Source organism: Pseudomonas sp. ok266 (genome assembly GCF_900110195.1).
Classification (GTDB): Bacteria; Pseudomonadota; Gammaproteobacteria; order Pseudomonadales; family Pseudomonadaceae; genus Aquipseudomonas; species Aquipseudomonas neuropathica.
Genome location: NZ_FOCU01000002.1, coordinates 223967 through 244941, shown reverse-complemented (window position 1 = coordinate 244941; position 20975 = coordinate 223967). Strand labels below are relative to the sequence as shown.

Here is a 20975-nt window from a genome sequence, read left to right as displayed (position 1 = left end):
CGCCTCCCCGCCTCGAGAATCACTGAGGGAGCGGCACTGCTTGCGATGGGTCATTACCTTCAACATGACTGTCGACTGTCACTCCGCTATCGCGAGCAGGCTCGCTCCCACATGGTTTTTTCGTCCTGCTTCAGATCTACAGACACTGTAGATCCACTGTGGGAGCGAGCTTGCTCGCGAAGGGGCCAGCACATCCGACATCGGTGTCGTCTGACACTCCGTCTTCGCGAGCAAGCTCGCTCCCACAGGGTATTGGGTGCTGCACAAACCGGTTTCAGCTTAGCCCCATCTCTTTCCATATCCGCAAAACCTGCCGCCGTTCTTCGGCAAACTGATCGCCCGATATCACCCCGGCGTCCTTCTGCAACGCCTGCCGGTGAGCCGCGGAGCGGTAGGCTTTATAGGCCTCGCGCAACAGGCTGGCATCTTCGGCAGGCATCAGCCCTTCGTGTTCCAGCTCTTCCAGAATGCGGATGTTATCGGTCCAGCGCAGCAATGGCGGGTGGCTTTGCGACCACGCCAGAGCCGCGTATTGCACCATAAATTCAATATCGACGATACCTCCGGCGTCCTGCTTGAGGTCGAAGGGCGCTGTGGCGTCGAAGGCATTTGCCGCCGTACCGGCCGCGGTGCTCTTGGTGCCGAGGTTATCGCGCATCTTCGCGCGCATCTCACTGACTTCCTGTTGCAACTTGGCCAGATCGCGCGCCTTGCCCAAGACCTGCGCGCGGACGCTCTCGAACGCCCGGCCGACATCCTGACTGCCGACCAGCACCCGCGCCCGCACCAACGCCTGATGTTCCCAGGTCCAGGCTTCATTTTCCTGATAGCGGGCAAACGCCCCCAGCGAGCTGACCAACAGCCCCGAAGCACCGGATGGCCGCAGACGCATGTCCACTTCATAGAGCTGACCGGAGTTGGTCTGCGCCGTCAGCAGGTGAATGATCCGCTGCCCCAGGCGCGTGAAGAACTGCGCGCCATCAATCGACTTCGGCCCGTCGGTTTCCGCCTGCGGATCGCCGTCGTGGATAAACACCAGGTCCAGATCCGAACCATGCCCCAGTTCCAGGCCGCCGACTTTGCCATAACCGACAATGATGAAGCCGGGATCGCACAAGGTGCCGTCGGTGCGCAGCGGCGTGCCGTACTTGGCCACGGTCTGGCGCCAGGCCAGGGCCAGCACTTGCTCGAGAATCGCCTCGGCCAGCCAGGTCAGGTAATCGCTGACTTTCATCAGCGGCAGGCTGCCGGCGATTTCCGACGCCGCCACGCGCAAGCGGTGCGCCAATTTGAAATGGCGCAAGGCTTCCATTTGTTGTTCGAGGTCGTCTTCGGGAATCCGCGTCAGGCGCTCGCGCAATTCAGCCGCCAGTTCCGGTGCCAAGGGCGGCTTGAACAAACGACCTTCGTTCAGCAATTCATCAAGCAGCAGCGGGAAACGCGTAATTTGCTCAGCGATCCACGGGCTCGCGGCGCACAACGTCAGCAAGCGCCGCAGTGCACCGGGGTTTTCCGTCAGCAAGACCAGATAAGCCGAGCGCCGAGCGACCGCTTCGACCAGCGGCAACACCCGCTCAAGCACCAGATCCGGGTTGGCGTGTTCCACAGCCTGTGCGAGCAGACGCGGAATAAAGGCATCCAGACGCTCACGCCCCAACCGCTGCATCGCCCGCAATTGCGGGCTGCTGCGCAATCCGGCCAGCGCTTTCAGAGCTTTGCTGGCATCAGCAAAGCCGCCCTCCTCCAACTGCCGGCACGCCGCCTCTTCGTCTTGCGCCTCTTCCCACAGCGGCAGCCATTCACCGCCGACCACCACTTCACTTTCGGCGTTTTCATCCTCGTCGGGATCGGCAATCACCTGGGCGAAGTGCCAGGCCACGCGGCCGCGCCAGAACATCAACTTCTCGTGGAAGGCGTCCCAATCGGCAAAACCGAGCATAAACGCAATGCGCGCCTGATCCTGCGCGCCATCCGGCAGCATCTGGGTCTGGCGGTCGGCGATCGCCTGAATGGCGTGTTCGGTGTAACGCAGAAATTCGTAGCCCTCGCGCAATTCGCTGATCACCGCTGGCGGCAGATAACCCTGCCCTTCCAGCGTGCTCAGCACCTTTAATAGAGGACGCTGTTGCAGGCTCAGATCGCGGCCACCATGGATCAACTGAAAAGCCTGCGCGATGAACTCGACCTCGCGGATGCCGCCTGAGCCGAGCTTGATGTTGTCGGCCATGCCCTTGCGCCGTACTTCCTGCTGGATCAACTGCTTCATGGTGCGCAGCGCTTCGATCGCCGAGAAGTCCAGATAACGGCGGTAAACGAACGGCCGCAGCATGTCGAGCAACTGCGCACCCGCCACCTGATCGCCGGCCACCACCCGCGCCTTGATCATCGCGTAGCGTTCCCAGTCCCGGCCCTGATCCTGGTAATACTGCTCCAGCGCATTGAAGCTCAGCACCAGCGCGCCGGATGAACCGTAAGGGCGCAGGCGCATGTCGACGCGGAAAACGAAGCCGTCGACGGTCATCGGATCCAGCGCCTTGATCAAGCGCTGGCCGAGACGAATGAAGAATTCCTGATTATCCAGCGAACGCTTCACGCCAACGGTCTCGCCGCCCTCGGGGTAAGCGAAGATCAGATCGATGTCCGAAGACAGGTTCAACTCAACGGCGCCGAGCTTGCCCATGCCAAGGATGACCATTTGCTGCGGCTCACCGCTGCGGCGGCCGGTCGGCGTGCCGAACTGTTCGCAATGGCGGCTGTACAACCATTGATAGGCCTGGTCGATGGTGGCGTCGGCCATGTCCGAGAGATCCCGGCAGCTCTGTACCAGATCGGCCTGGCGGGTGAGATCGCGCCAGATGATCCGCACTTGATGACGGGCGCGCTGGCGGCGCAGGGCGCGACCGAGTTCATCTTCATTCTGGGCAGCGTTCACCGCAGCGGCAATCTGCGCACACAATTCACCCGGCGCGAAGGCCCGGTCGAGTTCGCCGGACTGCACCAGTGTGAGCAACATCAAAGGGTCACGAACGCTCTGTTCAATGACGAATTCGCTGGCGGCGGTGACGCGGGCGAATTGCGCCCAGCGCTCTGGCGTCCAGTTCGCCAGGCCGTGATCGTCTTCCAGCGCGGCGACGGCCGTACGGAACGACTGCTCCGATCGAGTGACCAACGGCAGGAGAATGGCGGGCAGTTCGGCAAGCACGGGCAGGGTCATGGTCTATCCTTGATCGGCGTGTAAATGGCCGCTTGTAGTGATTGGTGAAAAGCCGCTACCCGGAAGACTGTCGAACAAAAGTTAGAAATAGCTGAAATTTCTTTATCGTTGGCAGCGAACATCAAAGTTTCACCTTTTTCGGATGGTAAAAGACCAACCTTAACGATTATTCTCACAACGCAGCCGGAGGCCACAAGCCATTCTTCTGTAGTTTTACTACTCGTCTATACATTCGAAAGGCTGAAATGCCGGAAGATTTGTAGTAAAACTACACGCCGCCGGAACAACCTATCGGCAATCCAAGAATTTTAAATCGTCTGCCCACAAGGCCAGTCGCAAACTCAGGCAACCGATTCTGGAAGCCTTTCCGCCCTGGAGCAAGCCATGCAAGACCTCGATCCCGTCGAAACCCAGGAATGGCTGGACGCCCTGGAATCGGTTCTCGACAAAGAAGGCGAAGACCGTGCTCACTATCTGATGACCCGTATGGGCGAACTCGCGACCCGCAGCGGCTCGCAGCTCCCTTACGCCATCACCACGCCTTACCGCAACACCATCCCGGTAACCCACGAAGCACGCATGCCTGGCGACCTGTTCATGGAACGCCGCATTCGCTCGCTGGTACGCTGGAACGCGATGGCCATGGTAATGCGTACGAACCTGAAAGATTCTGACCTGGGTGGTCACATCTCCAGCTTCGCTTCCAGTGCGACCCTGTATGACATCGGCTTCAACTACTTCTTCCAGGCCCCGACCGACGAACACGGCGGCGACCTGATCTACTTCCAGGGCCACACTTCGCCAGGCGTTTACGCCCGTGCGTTCATGGAAGGCCGCATCACCGAAGACCAGATGAACAACTTCCGCCAGGAAGTCGACGGTCAGGGCCTGTCGTCCTACCCGCACCCTTGGCTGATGCCTGACTTCTGGCAGTTCCCGACCGTATCGATGGGTCTGGGTCCAATTCAAGCGATCTACCAGGCACGCTTCATGAAGTACCTGGAACACCGCGGTTTCATCCAGCCGGGCAAACAGAAAGTCTGGTGCTTCCTGGGCGACGGCGAGTGCGACGAGCCGGAATCCCTGGGCGCGATCTCCCTGGCCGGCCGCGAGAAGCTGGACAACCTGATCTTCGTCATCAACTGCAACCTGCAGCGCCTCGACGGCCCGGTTCGCGGCAACGGCAAGATCATCCAGGAACTCGAAGGCGTGTTCCGCGGTGCTCAGTGGAACGTGACCAAAGTCATCTGGGGCCGTTTCTGGGACCCACTGCTGGCCAAAGACGTCGACGGCATCCTGCAACGTCGCATGGACGAAGTCATCGACGGCGAGTACCAGAACTACAAAGCCAAAGACGGCGCGTTCGTCCGTGAACACTTCTTCAACACGCCAGAACTCAAGGCGATGGTTGCTGATCTGTCCGACGACGAGATCTGGAAACTCAACCGTGGCGGCCACGACCCGTACAAGGTCTATGCGGCTTACCACGAAGCGGTCAACCACAAAGAACAACCAACCGTTATCCTCGCCAAGACCATCAAGGGTTATGGCACCGGTGCCGGCGAAGCGAAGAACACTGCGCACAACACCAAGAAAGTCGATGTCGACAGCCTGAAGTTGTTCCGCGATCGTTTCGACATCCCGGTCAAGGACGAAGAGCTGGAGAACCTGCCGTTCTTCAAGCCAGAGCCAAACAGCGCCGAAGCCCGCTACCTCAGTGAGCGTCGCACTGCACTGGGCGGTTTCGTGCCTCAGCGCCGCGCACAAAGCTTCAGCGTACCGACGCCGGACCTGGACACCCTCAAGGCAATCCTCGATGGTTCCGGCGACCGTGAAATTTCCACCACCATGGCTTTCGTGCGGATCCTCGCGCAACTGGTCAAGGACAAGGAAATCGGCCCGCGCATCGTTCCGATCATCCCGGACGAAGCCCGTACCTTCGGTATGGAAGGCATGTTCCGTCAGCTCGGCATCTACTCGTCCGTCGGCCAGCTTTACGAGCCAGTCGATAAAGACCAGGTCATGTTCTACAAGGAAGACCAGAAAGGTCAGATCCTTGAAGAAGGCATCAACGAAGCAGGCGCCATGAGCTCCTTCATCGCTGCCGGCACTTCGTACTCCAGCCACAACCAGCCGATGCTGCCGTTCTACATCTTCTACTCGATGTTCGGCTTCCAGCGTATTGGCGACCTGGCCTGGGCTGCCGGCGACAGCCGTACCCGTGGCTTCCTGATCGGCGGCACCGCCGGCCGGACCACCCTGAACGGTGAAGGCCTGCAACACGAAGACGGTCACAGCCACCTGTTGGCTGCAACCATCCCGAACTGCCGCACCTACGATCCAACCTACGGCTACGAGCTGGCGGTGATCATTCAGGACGGCATGAAGAAGATGACCGAAGAGCAACAGGACATCTTCTACTACATCACCGTGATGAACGAGTCGTACCAGCAGCCAGCCATGCCGGCCGGTGCCGAAGAAGGCATCAAGAAAGGCATGTACCTGCTCGAAGAAGACACCCGCGATGCGGCACACCACGTTCAGCTGATGGGCTCCGGCACCATCCTGCGTGAAGTCCGTGAAGCGGCGAAGATCCTGCGTGAAGAGTTCAACGTCGGCGCTGATGTATGGAGCGTTACCAGCTTCAACGAACTGCGTCGCGACGGCCTCGCTGTCGAGCGCAGCAACCGTCTCAAGCCTGGCCAGAAGCCTAAGCTGAGCTACGTCGAAGAGTGCCTGAACGGCCGTAAAGGTCCGGTCATCGCCTCTACCGACTACATGAAGCTGTTCGCCGAGCAGATCCGTCAGTGGGTACCGTCCAAGGAATTCAAAGTCCTGGGCACCGACGGTTTCGGCCGCAGCGACAGCCGCAAGAAACTGCGTCATTTCTTCGAAGTCGACCGTCATTTCGTGGTGTTGGCAGCCCTGGAAGCACTGGCTGACCGTGGTGATATCGAACCTAAAGTCGTGGCTGAGGCCATCGTCAAGTTCGGCATCGACCCGGAAAAACGCAACCCACTGGACTGCTGAGGAGACATTTTGTGAGCGAACTCATTCGCGTACCTGACATCGGCAGCGGTGAAGGTGAAGTAATTGAACTGTTTGTGAAGGTCGGCGACCGTATCGAAGCCGACCAGAGCATACTGACCCTGGAATCGGACAAGGCCAGCATGGAAGTGCCGGCCCCGAAAGCCGGCGTCATCAAGAGCCTGAAAGTGAAGCTGGGCGACCGTCTGAAAGAAGGCGACGAACTGCTTGAGCTGGAAGTCGAGGGCGCCGCTGAAGCGGCCCCTGCTCCTGCCGCTGCGCCTGCTGCAAAAGCGGAGGCCAAACCGGCTGCCGCACCTGCTGCCGCTGCACCAGCCGCTGCCCCTGCTGCCGCTTCGGTTCAGCAAGTGCACGTGCCGGACATCGGCTCTTCGGGCAAGGCGCAGATCATCGAGATCCAGGTCAAGGTCGGCGACACCGTCGAAGCTGATCAATCTTTGATCACTCTGGAATCCGACAAGGCGAGCATGGAAATCCCGTCGCCTGCTGCTGGCGTGGTTAAAGCCATCAGCGTCAAGCTCAACGACGAAGTCGGCACTGGCGACCTGATTCTGGATCTGGAAGTGGCGGGTGCTGCGGCCCCTGCGGCTGCCGCTCCGGCCCAGGCTGCTGCACCGGCCGCTGCCGCTGCGCCTGCTCCGGCAGCCGCGCCAGCAGCACCGGTGGCTGACAGCGTTCAGGACATCCACGTTCCGGACATCGGCTCGGCTGGCAAAGCCAAGATCATCGAAGTGTTGGTCAAGGCTGGCGACAGCGTTGAAGCCGACCAGTCGCTGATCACCCTGGAATCCGACAAAGCGAGCATGGAAATCCCATCGCCTGCCGCTGGCGTGGTGGAAAGCGTTTCCATCAAGCTGGATGACGAAGTCGGTACCGGCGACCTGATTCTGAAGCTGAAAGTCAAAGGCGCAGCGCCTGCTGCTGCCCCGGCTCCAGCTGCCGCCGCTGCTGCTCCGAGCGCTCCGGCACCTGCCGCTGCTGCTCCGGCTGCTGCACCTGCTGCTGCCGCTCCAGCCGCTCCAGCCGCCGCACCGGCCAAGCCGGGCGCCAAAGTTCACGCCGGCCCAGCGGTGCGTCAACTGGCCCGTGAGTTCGGCGTCGAGCTGAACGCTGTCGGCGCCAGCGGCCCGCACGGTCGTATCTTGAAAGAAGACGTGCAGGTTTACGTCAAAGCGATGATGCAGAAGGCCAAGGAAGCACCGGCCGCTGCTGCTGGCGCAACCGGTGGCGCGGGCATCCCGCCGATTCCGGTCGTCGACTTCAGCCGTTTCGGCGAAATCGAAGAAGTGCCGATGACTCGCCTGATGCAGATCGGCGCGTCGAGCCTGCATCGCAGCTGGCTGAACATCCCGCACGTGACTCAGTTCGATTCGGCTGATATCACCGAGCTGGAAGCCTTCCGCGTGGCGCAGAAAGCCGTTGCAGAGAAGGCCGGCGTCAAGCTGACCATCCTGCCGCTGCTGCTCAAGTCGTGCGCGCACATGCTCAAGGAGCTGCCGGACTTCAACAGTTCGCTGGCGCCAAGCGGCAAAGCGATCATCCGCAAGAAGTACGTGAACATCGGCTTCGCCGTCGACACCCCGGATGGCCTGCTGGTACCGGTGATCAAGAACGTCGATCAGAAGAGCCTGTTGCAACTGGCAGCCGAAGCCGCTGCGCTGGCCGCCAAAGCCCGCGACAAGAAGCTGACTGCTGACGACATGCAGGGCGCCTGCTTCACCATTTCCAGTCTTGGCCACATTGGCGGCACCGGCTTCACGCCGATCGTCAACGCGCCGGAAGTGGCGATCCTCGGTGTTTCCAAGGCAACCATCCAGCCAGTCTGGGACGGCAAAGCCTTCCAGCCGAAACTGATGCTGCCGCTGTCGCTGTCCTACGATCACCGTGTGATCAACGGTGCCGCTGCCGCACGCTTCACCCAGCGTCTGGGCAGCCTGCTGGCGGACATCCGCACGATCCTGCTGTAACTCGATCGGCCCTCCGGCAACGGAGGGCCGATTGCTGCACCCTTTCGAGCGCCACACGCTCGTACCTCAACCCCGTCAGTTTGGCGGGGCTTTTTTTTGCCTGAAGAAACACCTCCCTCGTCTTTTTCCCACACGTCGCGCTGACATCGGCCACAACTCCGGTCGACTTGGCACCGATCTTTTTTATTCGATACGCAACTAACCTAGGCGCAACCAATTCAACTAAGAAAACTTAGTGAAACCCTGTTAATTCAAGTTAATTCGAATGGAATCGACATGTTAAAACCAACTATCGGCCCAATTACCGGCCACGTTACAACTGATCATGTGCGCATCTTCATGCGTGGCGATCGTCAGAACAACTCGCCGGTATTTGCCGGGATTCGTTATCGCGCTTCCAGCACACAACATTGGTCCAAAGGTAACTTTGCGCAACTGAGTGAATTACGCGACATGTCACATGTGTTCGCCCTCAACAACTTGAGTGCCGACACCGAATATGAATATCAGACCGGCTGGTTCAGCCCGATGAATCCGGTACATACGCCAGACAGCGTTGCCGAGTTGCCGTTGCAATGGCCACGGGAAATCTATCGCCTGCGCACCCGCTCCAGCAAAGCCCTGCACCCCAGAGCCTACATCGTCGGCTCCTGCCGCTACTTGCGCATGACTGCTGGCATTGCCTCCCTGCCGCAACTGGGTGACCGGATCTTTGCATCCATCAATCAGCTCATCGAGGGCATACAACCCCCGATCAGCGCGGTATTGATGACAGGCGATCAAATTTATGTGGACGACTTGAACCTGGTCGCACCGGATCGCGAATACAAAGACATTCTCAACAAGTACCGCGCCGCGTTTTCCCAACCCAACATTCAACGGTTGATGTCTGGCACGTCGACTTACATGATTCTCGATGATCACGAAATCGAAGATAACTGGCCTGCCAATGCCAGCAAGTCCGACGGCGACTTGTACCGTAACGCAATGGCTGCCTATGAGTTGTATCAGGCCAGTCATAGCCCGGTACATCCGCTGACAAGTAACGGTGAAATAGATCACTCGACACTTGAGCATTACTGGTATCAATTCAGCGACGGCGATATCGAATGGTTTGTCACCGATAGTCGCACCCGCCGCAACTTGTCAGCCGATGACCGACGCATCCTCGACGAGGCACAGGAACAGGCCCTGGTCAAATGGCTGAGCCACAGCACAGCGCGGGTCAAGTTCGTGGTCACCAGCGTGATGTTCTATCCCGATCGCAAACGCCACGGCGATGACGCCTGGAAAGCCTTTCCCGAACAACGTCTGCGCCTGCTGGAAACCATCCGCACCCGGCGAATCAAGAATGTCGTGTTCATTTCCGGGGACGTGCATGGCTCGCTGACGGCTCGTTTGACACACAGCGAAGACCCGGAGTTCGAAATCCACACGGTGGTGTCCTCGCCGCTGTGCAACAGCAAACTGCTGCCATATGCCAAAGCGTCCACGTTCATCCTGGATCAGCCGCTGGTGCGCACGGCGGCGGGCGATTATCGGCATGAACTGACCAGCACGGTGGTGAGTGAAGACAATTTCGCCCACTTGGTGGTCGAGGCTGATCAGCTTATGGTCAATTACCATGATCGGGATGGAAAACGGCTGCAGTCGATCGCCATAAAGCTGCGCTAACCCTTAAAGATCGCAGCCTTCGACAGCGCCTACAGAGGGCGCATTCCCCTGTAGACACTGCCCAAGGCTGCGATCTTTTACTCTTTTCAACGACGTGCTGGAGAAATGCCCGACGCAGCCGACATATTCTTATAGCACTTGGCCTTCATGTCTCTTGTCAGTCAGTGCCGCAATGATGCAACCTTGCCGCAGGCAACAGTAAAGAGGGCGAGAGCCCGGCGCGTTCAGCATATTTCCAAGCGAGTTCCCTTCATGAAGAGCCAACCCGATGCCGCCAGCCGTATGGCGGCCGAGGTAGTGACGCAGTTGCCTGTGCCCTCGCGGCTCGGCATGCTGCGTTTCGAGCGCTTGAATGAAGCCAGTTGGGCGATGCTGTTTCTCGATCCCAACTGTGAACGCCAGTTCGGTCAGCCGGCCGTTGAGCTTTGCGCCCTGGTCGGTTCACCCTACGCCAGCCTGATGGAACCCGAAGCGCGCTATCAACTGCACGACGCGATCCAGCAGCAACTGCGCGACAGCCCGCATTATCTGGTGCGCTATACCCTGCACACCGCCGCGGGCAAGCTGAACATCCTCGAATTGGGCGAAGCGTATAAACAGCACAATCGTCATCTGCTGCGCGGCTATCTATTGGCGGTCGATGATGTGTTCGACGAAGTGCCGCAGGTGCCCTGCGTCGACCTCGAAACCCAGAATTCACGCCTGCAAATCGCCCTTGAACTCAATCAACGCGCGCAGCAGGAACAACTGCAGCACCTGGAACGCGTGCGCGCCCAGCAGGACCTGATTCTGCTGCTCGCGCGCCAGCGCTACAGCACGCACAACTCGTTGCAGGAAGCCGCCGAGCTGATCACCCGCTGCGCCTGCGATATCTATGAAATCGACTGCGCCAGCTTGTGGAACCTCGAAGGCCAGCATCTGGTGCCGATCTCCGCGTACCACCGCGCGACCCAGGAATATATCCTTCCGGACGTGATCGACATCAGTAGCTTCCCGGATTACATGGACGCCCTGCACGGCAGTCGCGCCATCGATGCGCACAACGCGATGCGCGACCCGCGTACCCGGGAGATGGCCGAAGCCCTGCGCCCGCGCGACGTCAACGCCATGCTCGACGCCAGTATTCGCGTCGACGGGCAAGTGGTCGGCGTGCTGTGTCTGGAACAGACCGGCGTCACCCGCGCCTGGCAGTCCGATGAAATCGCCTTTGCCGGCGAGCTGGCTGACCAGTTTGCGCAAGTCATCAACAACCACAACCGCCGCACTGCCACCAGCGCCCTGCACCTGTTCCAGCGTGCAGTCGAGCAAAGCGCCAACGCGTTTTTGCTGGTCAATTGCGACGGCGTGGTCGAGTACGTCAACCCGAGCTTCACCGCGATCACCCAATACACCACCGAAGAAGTCCACGGCCAGCGTCTGTCCGAGCTGCCGGCGCTGGAAAACCTCAGTGAACTGTTGTTCGACGCGCCCTCGGCGCTGGCCAAGAGCAACAGCTGGCAGGGCGAATTCAAAAGCCGCCGCAAGAACCTCGAACCGTACTGGGGTCAGCTGTCGATCTCCAAGGTCTACGGTGACAACCGTGAGCTGACGCATTACATCGGCATCTACGAAGACATCACCCAGACCAAACTGGCGCAGCAGCGCATCGAACGACTGGCCTACACCGACAACCTGACCAACCTCGGCAACCGGCCGGCGTTTATCCGCAATCTGGACGAACGCTTCGCCCGCGACAGCGATACGCCGATCAGCCTGTTGCTGGTCGACATCGACAATTTCAAGCGGATCAACGACAGCCTCGGTCACCAGACCGGCGACAAGCTGCTGATCAGTCTGGCCCGGCGTCTGCGCAACAGCCTGAGCCCAAGTGGCAGCCTCGCGCGGTTCGCCAGTAACGAGTTTGCCGTGCTGCTCGACGACACCGACCTGGCGACCGGTCAGCAGATCGCCAACCAATTGCTGGCGACCCTCGACAAGCCGATGTTCGTCGACAACCAGTTGATCAGCGTCACCGGTTCGGTCGGCCTGGCCTGCGCGCCGCTACACGGTCGCGATCCGCAAACGCTGATGCGTAACGCCGGCCTGGCGCTGCACAAAGCCAAGGCCAACGGTAAACATCAGGTGCAAGTCTTCACCGAAGCACTGAACGCCGAGGCCAGCTACAAACTGTTCGTCGAAAACAACCTGCGCCGAGCCCTGACCCAGAACGAGCTGGACGTGTTCTACCAGCCCAAGCTGTGCCTGCGCAGCGGGCGTCTGCTGGGCATGGAAGCGCTGCTGCGCTGGAACCACCCGGAACGCGGCATGATTCGCCCGGACCAGTTCATCAGCGTCGCCGAAGAAACCGGCTTGATCATTCCGATCGGCAAGTGGATCGCGCGTCAGGCCTGCCGCATGAGCAAGGCGTTGACTGCCGCCGGCATGGGCAATCTGCAAGTGGCGATCAACCTGTCGCCGAAACAGTTCTCCGACCCGGATCTGGTCGCCTCGATCGCCAACATCCTCAAGGAAGAAGCGCTGCCGGCCAATCTGCTCGAGCTGGAGCTGACCGAAGGCCTGCTGCTGGAAGCCACCGAAGACACCCACTTGCAACTCGACCAGCTCAAGCGCCTTGGGTTGACGCTAGCCATGGACGACTTCGGCACCGGGTATTCATCGCTGAGTTATTTGAAGAAATTCCCGATCGACATCATCAAGATTGATCGCAGCTTCATCCACGAAATTCCCGACAACCAGGACGACATGGAAATCACCTCGGCGGTGATCGCCATGGCGCACAACCTGAAACTCAAGGTTGTGGCCGAAGGCATCGAGACCGCCGAACAACTGGCGTTCCTGCGCCGCCACCGTTGCGATGTCGGACAGGGTTACCTGTTTGACCGGCCGATTCCGGGCGCTGAACTCATCCAAGCGCTGAAACGCTACCCGCGCGGTCCGCTCTGCCTCTGATCACCACAAGCCGTTCCTCTAGAAGACACTCCCCTGTGGGAGCGAGCCTGCTCGCGAAGACGGAGTGTCAGTCGACATCAACATTGCCTGACCCACCGCTTTCGCGAGCAAGTCGAATCGTCGCACCGTCGCCCCCACATTTGGAGAGTGCTAAGTCGGGCATCATTCGGCACACTGGCGGTCTGACTTTTCACATCCAACCTGACTGAGAGGAACGATCATGGTTCTGCGCTCGGAAATTCTGGTGAACAAGAACGTGCTCCCGACTAAAGAACAAGCTCTGCCCGGCCGCGAAACCGCGATGACCCTGCCTGAAAAGCACTTCGTGTTTGAAGAAACCCCGCTGCTTGGCCCGTTTTTCCAGGACGTCGACTTTGCGATCTTCGGTCTGGGCTGCTTCTGGGGCGCCGAGCGCCGCTTCTGGCAGCGTGAAGGCGTGGTCAGCACGGTCGTCGGTTATGCCGGCGGTTTCACGCCGAATCCGACCTACGAAGAAGTCTGCTCGGGCCTGACCGGCCACGCTGAAGTGGTGCTGGTGGTGTATGACAAGGCCAAGGTCAGCTACGAAGAGCTGCTGGCGATGTTCTGGGAACTGCACAACCCGACGCAGGGCATGCGCCAAGGCAATGACATCGGCACGCAGTACCGCTCGGTGATCTACGCAACCTCGCCTGAGCACCTGGACGCGGCGCTGAAAAGCAAAGCGACCTATCAGGCCGAGCTGTCGAAAGCAGGTCTGGGGGAAATCAGCACCGAAATCGAACAGGCGCCGACCGTGTACTTCGCCGAGGCGTATCACCAGCAGTATCTGGCGAAGAACCCTGAGGGTTATTGCGGGATCGGCGGCACTGGCGTGTGCATGCCACCGAGCCTGGCGGGTAACTGACCCTTGAAAGCAAAAGATCGCAGCCTTCGGCAGCTCCTACAGGAGATCAGTGATCGTCCGCACATTGGTGGACGACGCCGAACCGCGTAGGAGCTGCCGCAGGCTGCGATCTTTTGATCTTGCCGTTGATCAGCTCTCGGCAATCAACCAATCCATCTGCCACCCACCCTGAGTCTGCCCCAGCTTCTTCGACAACCACGGCAGCAGCTCACGCAATTCCTCCTCCAGCCCCCACGGCGGATTGGCAATCGCCATGCCCGAACCGTTCAGGCTGTTCGGCGTATCCAGCGGATGCACCAGCAGCTCCACACGCAGCAACTTCGGCGCACCGGTGCCAGCCAGATCCTGATAGAAACGGCGCAACGCACGCTGGTCCTTCACTGGATACCAGATCGCCGCCACGGTTTGGCGCATACGACCAATCGCCTCTTTCAACGACGCCGCGCAACGTTGCATCTCGTCGAGCTGTTCGAACGGCGGGTCAATCAGCATCACCGCGCGCTTTTCCTGCACCGGCAACATCGCACGAGCGACGTGCCAGCCTTCGCCGAGATGAACCTTGACCCGACGATCGCCGGCCATGTTGTCCTTGAGCAGCACGCCGTCTTCCGGGTGTTTCTCGTTGAGCATCACCCGGTCCTGCGGGCGGGTCAGGCGCCGCGCCAGCTCCGGCGAACCCGGGTAATAGCGCAACTGGCCGTCCGGGTTCATATCATGCAGCACCTTCATGTAGTCGGCGGTCAGCGCCGGCAGATCCGGTTGATCCCATAAGCGCGCGATGCCTTCCAGGTACTCACCGGTACGGTTGGCCTGATCGCCCTGCAAGTCATACAGACCGATGCCGGCGTGCGTGTCGAGATAGGCAAACGGCTGCTCCTTGCGCGACATCAAGGCGATGAGGCGGGTCAAGGTCAGGTGTTTGAACACATCGGCGTGATTGCCGGCATGGAAGGCGTGACGATAATTCATGGCTGCTCCTGCGAAGGGCGCAAAGTTTACCTTTTACCGCGTGGCAAGTCAGGGGTTCGCAGCCGAGCGGACAAAAGCCTTTCCCTCACCCTAGCCCTCTCCCCGAGGGAGAGGGGACTGACGGTGGTGATCTTGCGAGTTACACCGACCTGAAAGATCAGCGTGATCTCAGGTTTGTCCAAGCGAAGATCAGTGCAGAAGTCGCAAGTCGGCGTAAACCGCCCAGACAACTCGGTCAGTCCCCAGAAAGAACACCACCCTCCAGGCTTGGCCAAGCGAAGTTCACCGCTGAAGTCGCAGGTCGGCGTACATCACCCAGACAACTCGGTCAGTCCCCTCTCCCTCTGGGAGAGGGTTAGGGTGAGGGGCTTTGCTTTTATGGCGTTAAACTGGCTAGCCATGAACGACAGGAAGTCAAAAACTCATGCGATATCTGATCATCTGCTTATTCAGCCTGCTTAGCCCATACCTCGCCCTTGCCGACGAAACTCACATTGAACAGGCACGCGAGACACTAAAGAACTACGGCCTGAGCCACTGCATTCTGAAGCCATTCAACGAACACTCCGCGCTGGAAAAAGACATCGCATTGTCCGCCAATGCCTATTCGTTCATGGGCAAAGGCATGCATTCCATCCTGCAAAATGAAGACACACTGCAGGTGCTGCACGACCCCTATAAAGAAACCCGAAACTACGTATTAACGGCTTACGAAGAGACACCTTCAAACAGCAAATACTCGAATGAAAAAGTAGTGTTCCTTGCGTGCCTGAAGGTCTACAACTCCGAGGCGTTCAGCCGCTTTATCAAAACGCAGGATGCGTACATTCCATCCATCAAAGTCAAAGGATCGCAGCCTTCGGCAGCTCCAACAGGGTGAGCACCAATCTCGTGTAGGAGCTGCCGCAGGCTGCGATCTTTTGACCTTTTTCAGGCGGGCATGCCGCGCAGGCGCCTGCCGATGACATCCAGCACATCACAGCCGTCGCGCAAAGGAATCACGCAGAGCTGGGCGAAGTCGCTGAGGATGACGGAGTCGCATTCGACCGAGCCGCGCATGCACATGTTTTCCAGCACTTGGATCACGGCGCGCAGGCGATGGTTGGCGGCGTCCATGAGGATGTCGAGGGGCACGTGGGTGTCGATGAACAGCGTCGGCATGTCGCTGCAATTGCCGGTCAGCGCCATGAAGCGGTTGTCGGGATGGGGGATGATCTTTTCGTAGGGTGGATCGGGTTTAAGCATAGTCATTTCAGTTTTACCTCAATAGGTTTAGAGAGGCTGCCAAGTGACCTTCCTACGGGTATAGGTGGCAGCCGTACGCGAGAGTAGGAAACTGAGAAACCCACCAAACTCAGTCACGCCGAAGCGTTCCCGCGCACAGCTGCCGCAAACGATGCTACGGACACGTATTAAGTGCCGCAATCAAACGACAGCGCTGGTGCGCGGTGAATTTCACAGGGGTCCTACGCCCTGCCACCACTCTCGCAGTGACAACGAAAAGACTATCCCTGCAACCCACCGCCCACCAGTTCATGAAAACCGCCGCAACTCGAAGGAATCGTCTGAGACCTTCGCCCCGAAAACTCACTCCGACTCTGCCAGCAAAAACGCCAGTAACGCCGATTGCGACGAATCTTCCGACATTGAAACCTGAAAAAACCGCCTCACCTTGCAACGCAAAACCGCCTCGGGAAAGGCCTCGAAAAGAACCGGATATTCTTCGCTCAACCACTGCAACGCATTGGCCGTTTGCACGTCATTACCCTGCTGCGCCAGCACTGACTCCGGCACCTGCCACCACGGCAATGCCCGCCCCGAAACCTGCGCCCTGCCACCAATTTCCAGCGCCTGACCATTAATCAAACAACGCCCGATCAGCGGAAACAGCTGCGCCGTATCCACTTCATTGGCCTGCAGAACCGGCAATAGAAACCGCCCGTCCCAGAAACGAAAAAACACCGTTTTGCCGCCCGGCATCCACACTTGGGTGAGGCTGCGAAAGTGCGCCGCCACCTCTTCAAGACTCGCCGAAGACACCGCCAACCATCCCCAATCCCGCGACTCGGTAGTGGCGACCCAATGCAGAAACTCACTGTCAGCAGCGACAATTCCCACGTAAGGCATCACCGCATCCCACTCGGCATAGATCGTCCCGGCCCAGATCGGACTGGCCGCTTCTGACCAAGCCTTGAACGGCTTTGCCTCGCTGGCATTACTGAAAACCGCAAACAACTGCTCGGAAGTTTTCAACGGCTCCCGCGCCAACCAATCGGCAGGCAAAAGAAAATCAGGCTGCACAGAGACCATCCTTGCAACGCTCACACTCTTCGCAGAATGGCGCATCACCTTTAAAACTCATGATTTGTGCAGCGGTGAGCATGGCAGCCGGCGCGGCGGCGAGTTTCTCCGGCAATCCCGGTACAACCGGCGCGGCACTCATCGCCGCCATCGGCGCACCGCCCACAACAATCGGCACGCTGCTGAAAATCCCGCCGGGACCGATGTTGATCCACTGCCCGCCCGCCTGAATCGTCGCACTCGCGCCGCCGTCGATGACCACTTGCTGACCGGCGCTGACGTGGAATTGCCCACTGGCGCTGATCGACTGATTACTCACGCGAACATGACGGTCGCCGGTCACGCTCAGATGATCGTCCTGCTTCACTTCGGTCTGGCGCTGACCATGAGTGATGCGCTGCTCATCAGCCTTCAACTCATGCCGAGCGGTGCCGGTAACGACGATGCTGCGCTGGTTATCGACCTGCACTTGTTGATCGTTCAACACATGCTGCGTCCAGTTGCGTTGGGCGCGCAGGTAGATTTCCTCAGCGCCTTTCTTATCCTCAATGCGCAGTTCGTTGTAGCCGCCACCGCCGGGGCTGCTCTGACTACGAAAAATGCTACGAGTCTTGTCCGCCGGCAGGTCCAGCGGAATCGGCGTCGCGGCGTTGGGCAGGCAGCCCACGACCAAAGGCTTGTCGGCGTCGGCATCGATGAAGCCGACCAGCACTTCCATGCCGACTCGCGGAATCAGCACACTGCCGTAAAGGTCGTGCGCCCAATTAGTAGCAACGCGCAGCCAGCAACTGGAATGCTCGTTCAATTCGCCGTCGCGATCCCAGGCCAGTTGCACCTTGACCCGGCCGTACTCGTCGCAGTGGATTTCCGTGTCTGTCGGCCCGGTCACGACCGCCGGTTGATAGCCGAGCATGCGTGGTTTTTCCGGCCCCAGCGCCGGGCGGAAGAACACGTCCCACGGTGTGGCGACAAAGCTATTACGGTAACCCTGAAATCCCTCGCCATCGCTGGTCACCGATTCCTCCAGCACCTGCGGCTGGCGGCCATGATGCTCGATGGCGGTCAGCAACCAGAGGTCATTCCAGTCGTGGCGCGGATGCTCGGTCAGTTGCAGGAAATGTCCGCAAACCAATGCGGATTCGTCGCTGACGCCTTCAGCCTGACGGTAATCGGCGACATGTCGCTCAAGTGCCCGCTGGGCCAGGTGCTTGCCGGTTTCCCGATCATTGAATTGACCGGGGAAGTGATAGTCCTCCAGCACCGGGCGCTGCTCGCCGTCGATACGGCTTTGCAACTGCAGCCGCGGCTTTTCGAAGTTGTAGTCGCGCCGGGTGACCACGCTGGTACGGGTTTCCACGCGAACGTTAAAGCGCTGAATCGCCCGCGCGCCAGCGGACATGCCACTGCCCGGCAGATAAACCGTCGACTCGCCCAGACGCGGGAACACGGTCTGGTCATCGCCAAAAACCAACAGGTGACCGTGGGGACTGTGTTGGAAATGGTAATGAATGCCGACCTCGGCACACAGGCGCTGGATAAAGGCCAGGTCACTCTCGGCGTACTGCACGCAATACTCACGCACCGGGTAATCGCTGCCGAGGCGAAATTCAAAAGCATCACGCAGGATCGAATGATCCTTGAGCACTCGCGCGACAATTTGCGGCACCGTCAGATGCTGGAAGATCCGCTGATTGATCCGCTGGCCGAGGTAGGTCAGACGCGGGACCAGGCTGATGTGATAACGCGTCAGACGTTTCCCGGAATCGCCCTGCCCGACCTGATAAATCTGACCGTGAATACCAGAACCCTGAGCATCCAGGCTCAGAAACGCCTGACAGTGCAGCAGGCTTTCGAGGTCCAGGTCCGGCCGTTCACTGACCAGTTCCAGCTCGAAACGAAAGGGTTGGCTGATGGCTTCCTTGCCCGTGAACTCAAGGACCTTGAGGTCATGTTGGGCGCCTTCGAGGGTCAACGTGAAACGCGGTTGATTGGCAGGCGCGAACATCCGATGTCTCTCTGCAGAATGAAGGGCGGGCGATTCTGCATGAGGGGCAAGGGGTGATGAATGGGTGACGGGAAAATCAGATTTGCCCTACTTTCATTGACGAAAAACCCTGCAAAAAGCGACGCCTTCAACTACAGACAAGTCTCCAAAACCACCGCCGAACCTTGTAGGAGTGAGCCTGCTCGCGATAGCAGTGTGACAGTCAACATTTTCGTTACTGATGAACCGCTATCGCGAGCAGGCTCACTCCTACAGGGGATCGCGGTGAATCAGAGAAATTACAGGCACAAAAAAACGGCCCGCCTCCTATAGGAAACGGGCCGTTTTCCGGTGAGCCTCAGCTCAGAACAATCACTTGTTCAGGTGGAAATCTTTTTCCGCCGCGTCGAAGCGCTGCACCATGCCTCTGGTCGGCTCGCCCATCTTGCTGACGATGTAGATGGCCAGGCTGGCGAAGATGAAGCCCGGGATGATTTCGTACAGACCCAGCAGTTCGAAATGCTTCCAGACCACCACGGTGATCGCGCCGACCAGAATACCGGCCAGTGCGCCGTCGCGAGTCATGCCTTTCCAGATAACCGAGATCAGCACAACCGGACCGAACGCAGCACCGAAACCGGCCCATGCGTAGGACACCAGGCCCAGTACGCGGTTTTCCGGGTTGGCGGCCAGAGCGATCGCGATCAGTGCCACCAACAGCACCATGGCGCGGCCGACCCAGACCAGCTCAACCTGGGAGGCGGATTTGCGCAGGAAGGCTTTATAGAAATCTTCAGTCAGGGCGCTCGAGCACACCAGTAACTGGCAGCTCAGGGTGCTCATGACGGCAGCCAGAATCGCCGACAGCAGGACACCGGCCACCCACGGATTGAAGAGGATCTTTGCCAGTTCGATGAACACGCGCTCAGGGTTCTCGGTCACGGGGCCGGCCACTTCCGGGTGTGCCGAGAAATACGCGATACCGAAGAAGCCCACCGCCACGGTGCCGCCCAGGCACAGGATCATCCAGGTCATGGAAATGCGACGCGCCTTGGCGATCGATTTCACCGAATCCGCCGCCATGAAACGCGCGAGGATATGCGGTTGGCCGAAGTAGCCCAGACCCCAGCCCATCAGAGAAATGATGCCGATGAAAGTGGTGCCTTTGAGCATGTCGAAGTTGCTTGGATCTTGCGCTTCGATGGCCAGGAACGTGGTGTCGACACCACCGGTGGCCAGCAGCACGATGATTGGCGTAAGGATCAGCGCGAAAATCATCAGAGTGGCTTGTACGGTGTCGGTCCAGCTCACTGCCAGGAAACCGCCGATAAAGGTGTAGGCAATTGTCGCCGCGGCACCGGCCCACAGCGCGGTCTCGTAGGACATGCCGAAGGTGCTTTCGAACAGACGGGCACCGGCCACAATGCCGGAAGCGCAGTAGATGGTGAAGAACACCAGAATCACGATCGCCGAGATGATCCGCAGCAGGCCGCTTTTGTCTTCGAAACGGCTGGCAAAGTAGTCCGGCAGGGTCAGGGCGTCGCCATTGTGCTCGGTCTGCACGCGCAGACGGCCGGCAACGAACAGCCAGTTCAGGTAGGCACCGATGACCAGACCGATGGCGATCCAGCTTTCAGACAGACCGGACATATAGATGGCGCCCGGCAGGCCCATCAACAACCAGCCGCTCATATCGGAAGCACCGGCGGACAGCGCGGTGACGACGCTGCCGAGGCTTCGACCGCCGAGGATATAGTCAGAAAGGTTGTTGGTGGAGCGATAGGCCATCAAGCCGATCAGCACCATTGCTGCGATGTAGATCACGAACGTGATCAGGGTTGGATTGCTTACGCTCATTGAGTTACGCCCTGGCTTTGTTTTTATGTAGCGGCGGTAGTGAACCGCACGCAAACGACGACGTTTGGCAGACGATCCGGGATCCCGCGCATTTAGGACTGATGTTTCCCCAGGAAAGCCATCAGC

The 20975-nt window shown here is 59.3% G+C and carries 12 protein-coding genes; 6 read left to right on the top strand and 6 right to left on the bottom strand.

Going from position 1 to position 20975, the window contains the following annotated elements:
* Positions 1-274 precede the first annotated feature (274 nt).
* On the bottom strand, positions 275-3214 hold the full coding sequence (gene glnE / locus BMY54_RS04625; RefSeq protein ID WP_093430124.1) for a bifunctional [glutamate--ammonia ligase]-adenylyl-L-tyrosine phosphorylase/[glutamate--ammonia-ligase] adenylyltransferase: 2940 nt from the start codon (positions 3212-3214) through the stop codon (positions 275-277).
* Positions 3215-3598: 384 nt separating this feature from the next.
* On the opposite strand from glnE, the gene aceE reads away from it, so the two are divergent.
* The 5 genes from aceE (at position 3599) to msrA (ending at position 13738) form a co-directional block, all read left to right on the top strand.
* Positions 3599-6244, top strand: a complete 2646-nt coding sequence (gene aceE, locus BMY54_RS04620) for a pyruvate dehydrogenase (acetyl-transferring), homodimeric type (protein WP_007915682.1) — start codon at positions 3599-3601, stop codon at positions 6242-6244.
* A gap of 11 nt (positions 6245-6255) precedes the next feature.
* Positions 6256-8229, top strand: coding sequence for a dihydrolipoyllysine-residue acetyltransferase (gene aceF, locus BMY54_RS04615; RefSeq protein WP_093430123.1), 1974 nt, complete (start codon positions 6256-6258; stop codon positions 8227-8229).
* A 276-nt stretch (positions 8230-8505) separates the two neighbouring features.
* Positions 8506-9903, top strand: a complete 1398-nt coding sequence (locus BMY54_RS04610; RefSeq protein ID WP_093430122.1) for an alkaline phosphatase D family protein — start codon at positions 8506-8508, stop codon at positions 9901-9903.
* A gap of 252 nt (positions 9904-10155) precedes the next feature.
* Positions 10156-12852, top strand: coding sequence for a putative bifunctional diguanylate cyclase/phosphodiesterase (locus BMY54_RS04605; RefSeq protein ID WP_093430121.1), 2697 nt, complete (start codon positions 10156-10158; stop codon positions 12850-12852).
* 220 nt (positions 12853-13072) lie between these two features.
* Positions 13073-13738 (top strand): peptide-methionine (S)-S-oxide reductase MsrA, encoded by a 666-nt coding sequence (gene msrA, locus BMY54_RS04600; RefSeq protein WP_093430120.1) that lies wholly within the window; start codon positions 13073-13075, stop codon positions 13736-13738.
* A 129-nt stretch (positions 13739-13867) separates the two neighbouring features.
* Here the strand turns inward: msrA and BMY54_RS04595 are convergent, their stop codons facing one another.
* Positions 13868-14707 carry a 23S rRNA (adenine(2030)-N(6))-methyltransferase RlmJ gene (locus BMY54_RS04595; RefSeq protein WP_093430119.1) on the bottom strand — a complete coding sequence of 280 codons (840 nt, stop codon included), beginning with the start codon at positions 14705-14707 and terminating at the stop codon, positions 13868-13870.
* A gap of 424 nt (positions 14708-15131) precedes the next feature.
* On the opposite strand from BMY54_RS04595, the gene BMY54_RS04590 reads away from it, so the two are divergent.
* Positions 15132-15587, top strand: a complete 456-nt coding sequence (locus BMY54_RS04590; protein ID WP_093430118.1) for a hypothetical protein — start codon at positions 15132-15134, stop codon at positions 15585-15587.
* Between the two features lie 50 nt (positions 15588-15637).
* On the opposite strand, the gene BMY54_RS04585 is transcribed toward BMY54_RS04590, so the two are convergent.
* The 4 genes from BMY54_RS04585 to putP all read right to left on the bottom strand — a co-directional run bounded on the left by BMY54_RS04585 (position 15638) and on the right by putP (position 20849).
* The gene (locus BMY54_RS04585; protein ID WP_093430117.1) at positions 15638-15958 is read right to left on the bottom strand and encodes a hypothetical protein; all 321 of its coding nucleotides are present in this window, start codon (positions 15956-15958) and stop codon (positions 15638-15640) included.
* Between the two features lie 336 nt (positions 15959-16294).
* Positions 16295-17008 (bottom strand): DUF4123 domain-containing protein, encoded by a 714-nt coding sequence (locus tag BMY54_RS04580; RefSeq protein WP_093430116.1) that lies wholly within the window; start codon positions 17006-17008, stop codon positions 16295-16297.
* Positions 16998-19013 carry a type VI secretion system Vgr family protein gene (gene tssI / locus BMY54_RS04575; RefSeq protein ID WP_093430115.1) on the bottom strand — a complete coding sequence of 672 codons (2016 nt, stop codon included), beginning with the start codon at positions 19011-19013 and terminating at the stop codon, positions 16998-17000. Before tssI ends, BMY54_RS04580 begins: the two co-directional genes overlap by 11 nt.
* 351 nt (positions 19014-19364) lie before the next feature.
* Positions 19365-20849, bottom strand: coding sequence for a sodium/proline symporter PutP (putP, locus tag BMY54_RS04570; protein WP_093430114.1), 1485 nt, complete (start codon positions 20847-20849; stop codon positions 19365-19367).
* Positions 20850-20975: the final 126 nt, after the last annotated feature.

Coding starts and splice junctions, on each gene's coding strand:
- glnE (WP_093430124.1), bottom strand. CDS start 3,214: ATGACCCTGCCCGTGCTTGCCGAACTGCCCGCCATTCTCCTGCCGTTG.
- aceE (WP_007915682.1), top strand. CDS start 3,599: ATGCAAGACCTCGATCCCGTCGAAACCCAGGAATGGCTGGACGCCCTG.
- BMY54_RS04610 (WP_093430122.1), top strand. CDS start 8,506: ATGTTAAAACCAACTATCGGCCCAATTACCGGCCACGTTACAACTGAT.
- BMY54_RS04605 (WP_093430121.1), top strand. CDS start 10,156: ATGAAGAGCCAACCCGATGCCGCCAGCCGTATGGCGGCCGAGGTAGTG.
- msrA (WP_093430120.1), top strand. CDS start 13,073: ATGGTTCTGCGCTCGGAAATTCTGGTGAACAAGAACGTGCTCCCGACT.
- BMY54_RS04595 (WP_093430119.1), bottom strand. CDS start 14,707: ATGAATTATCGTCACGCCTTCCATGCCGGCAATCACGCCGATGTGTTC.
- BMY54_RS04590 (WP_093430118.1), top strand. CDS start 15,132: ATGCGATATCTGATCATCTGCTTATTCAGCCTGCTTAGCCCATACCTC.
- BMY54_RS04585 (WP_093430117.1), bottom strand. CDS start 15,958: ATGACTATGCTTAAACCCGATCCACCCTACGAAAAGATCATCCCCCAT.
- tssI (WP_093430115.1), bottom strand. CDS start 19,013: ATGTTCGCGCCTGCCAATCAACCGCGTTTCACGTTGACCCTCGAAGGC.
- putP (WP_093430114.1), bottom strand. CDS start 20,849: ATGAGCGTAAGCAATCCAACCCTGATCACGTTCGTGATCTACATCGCA.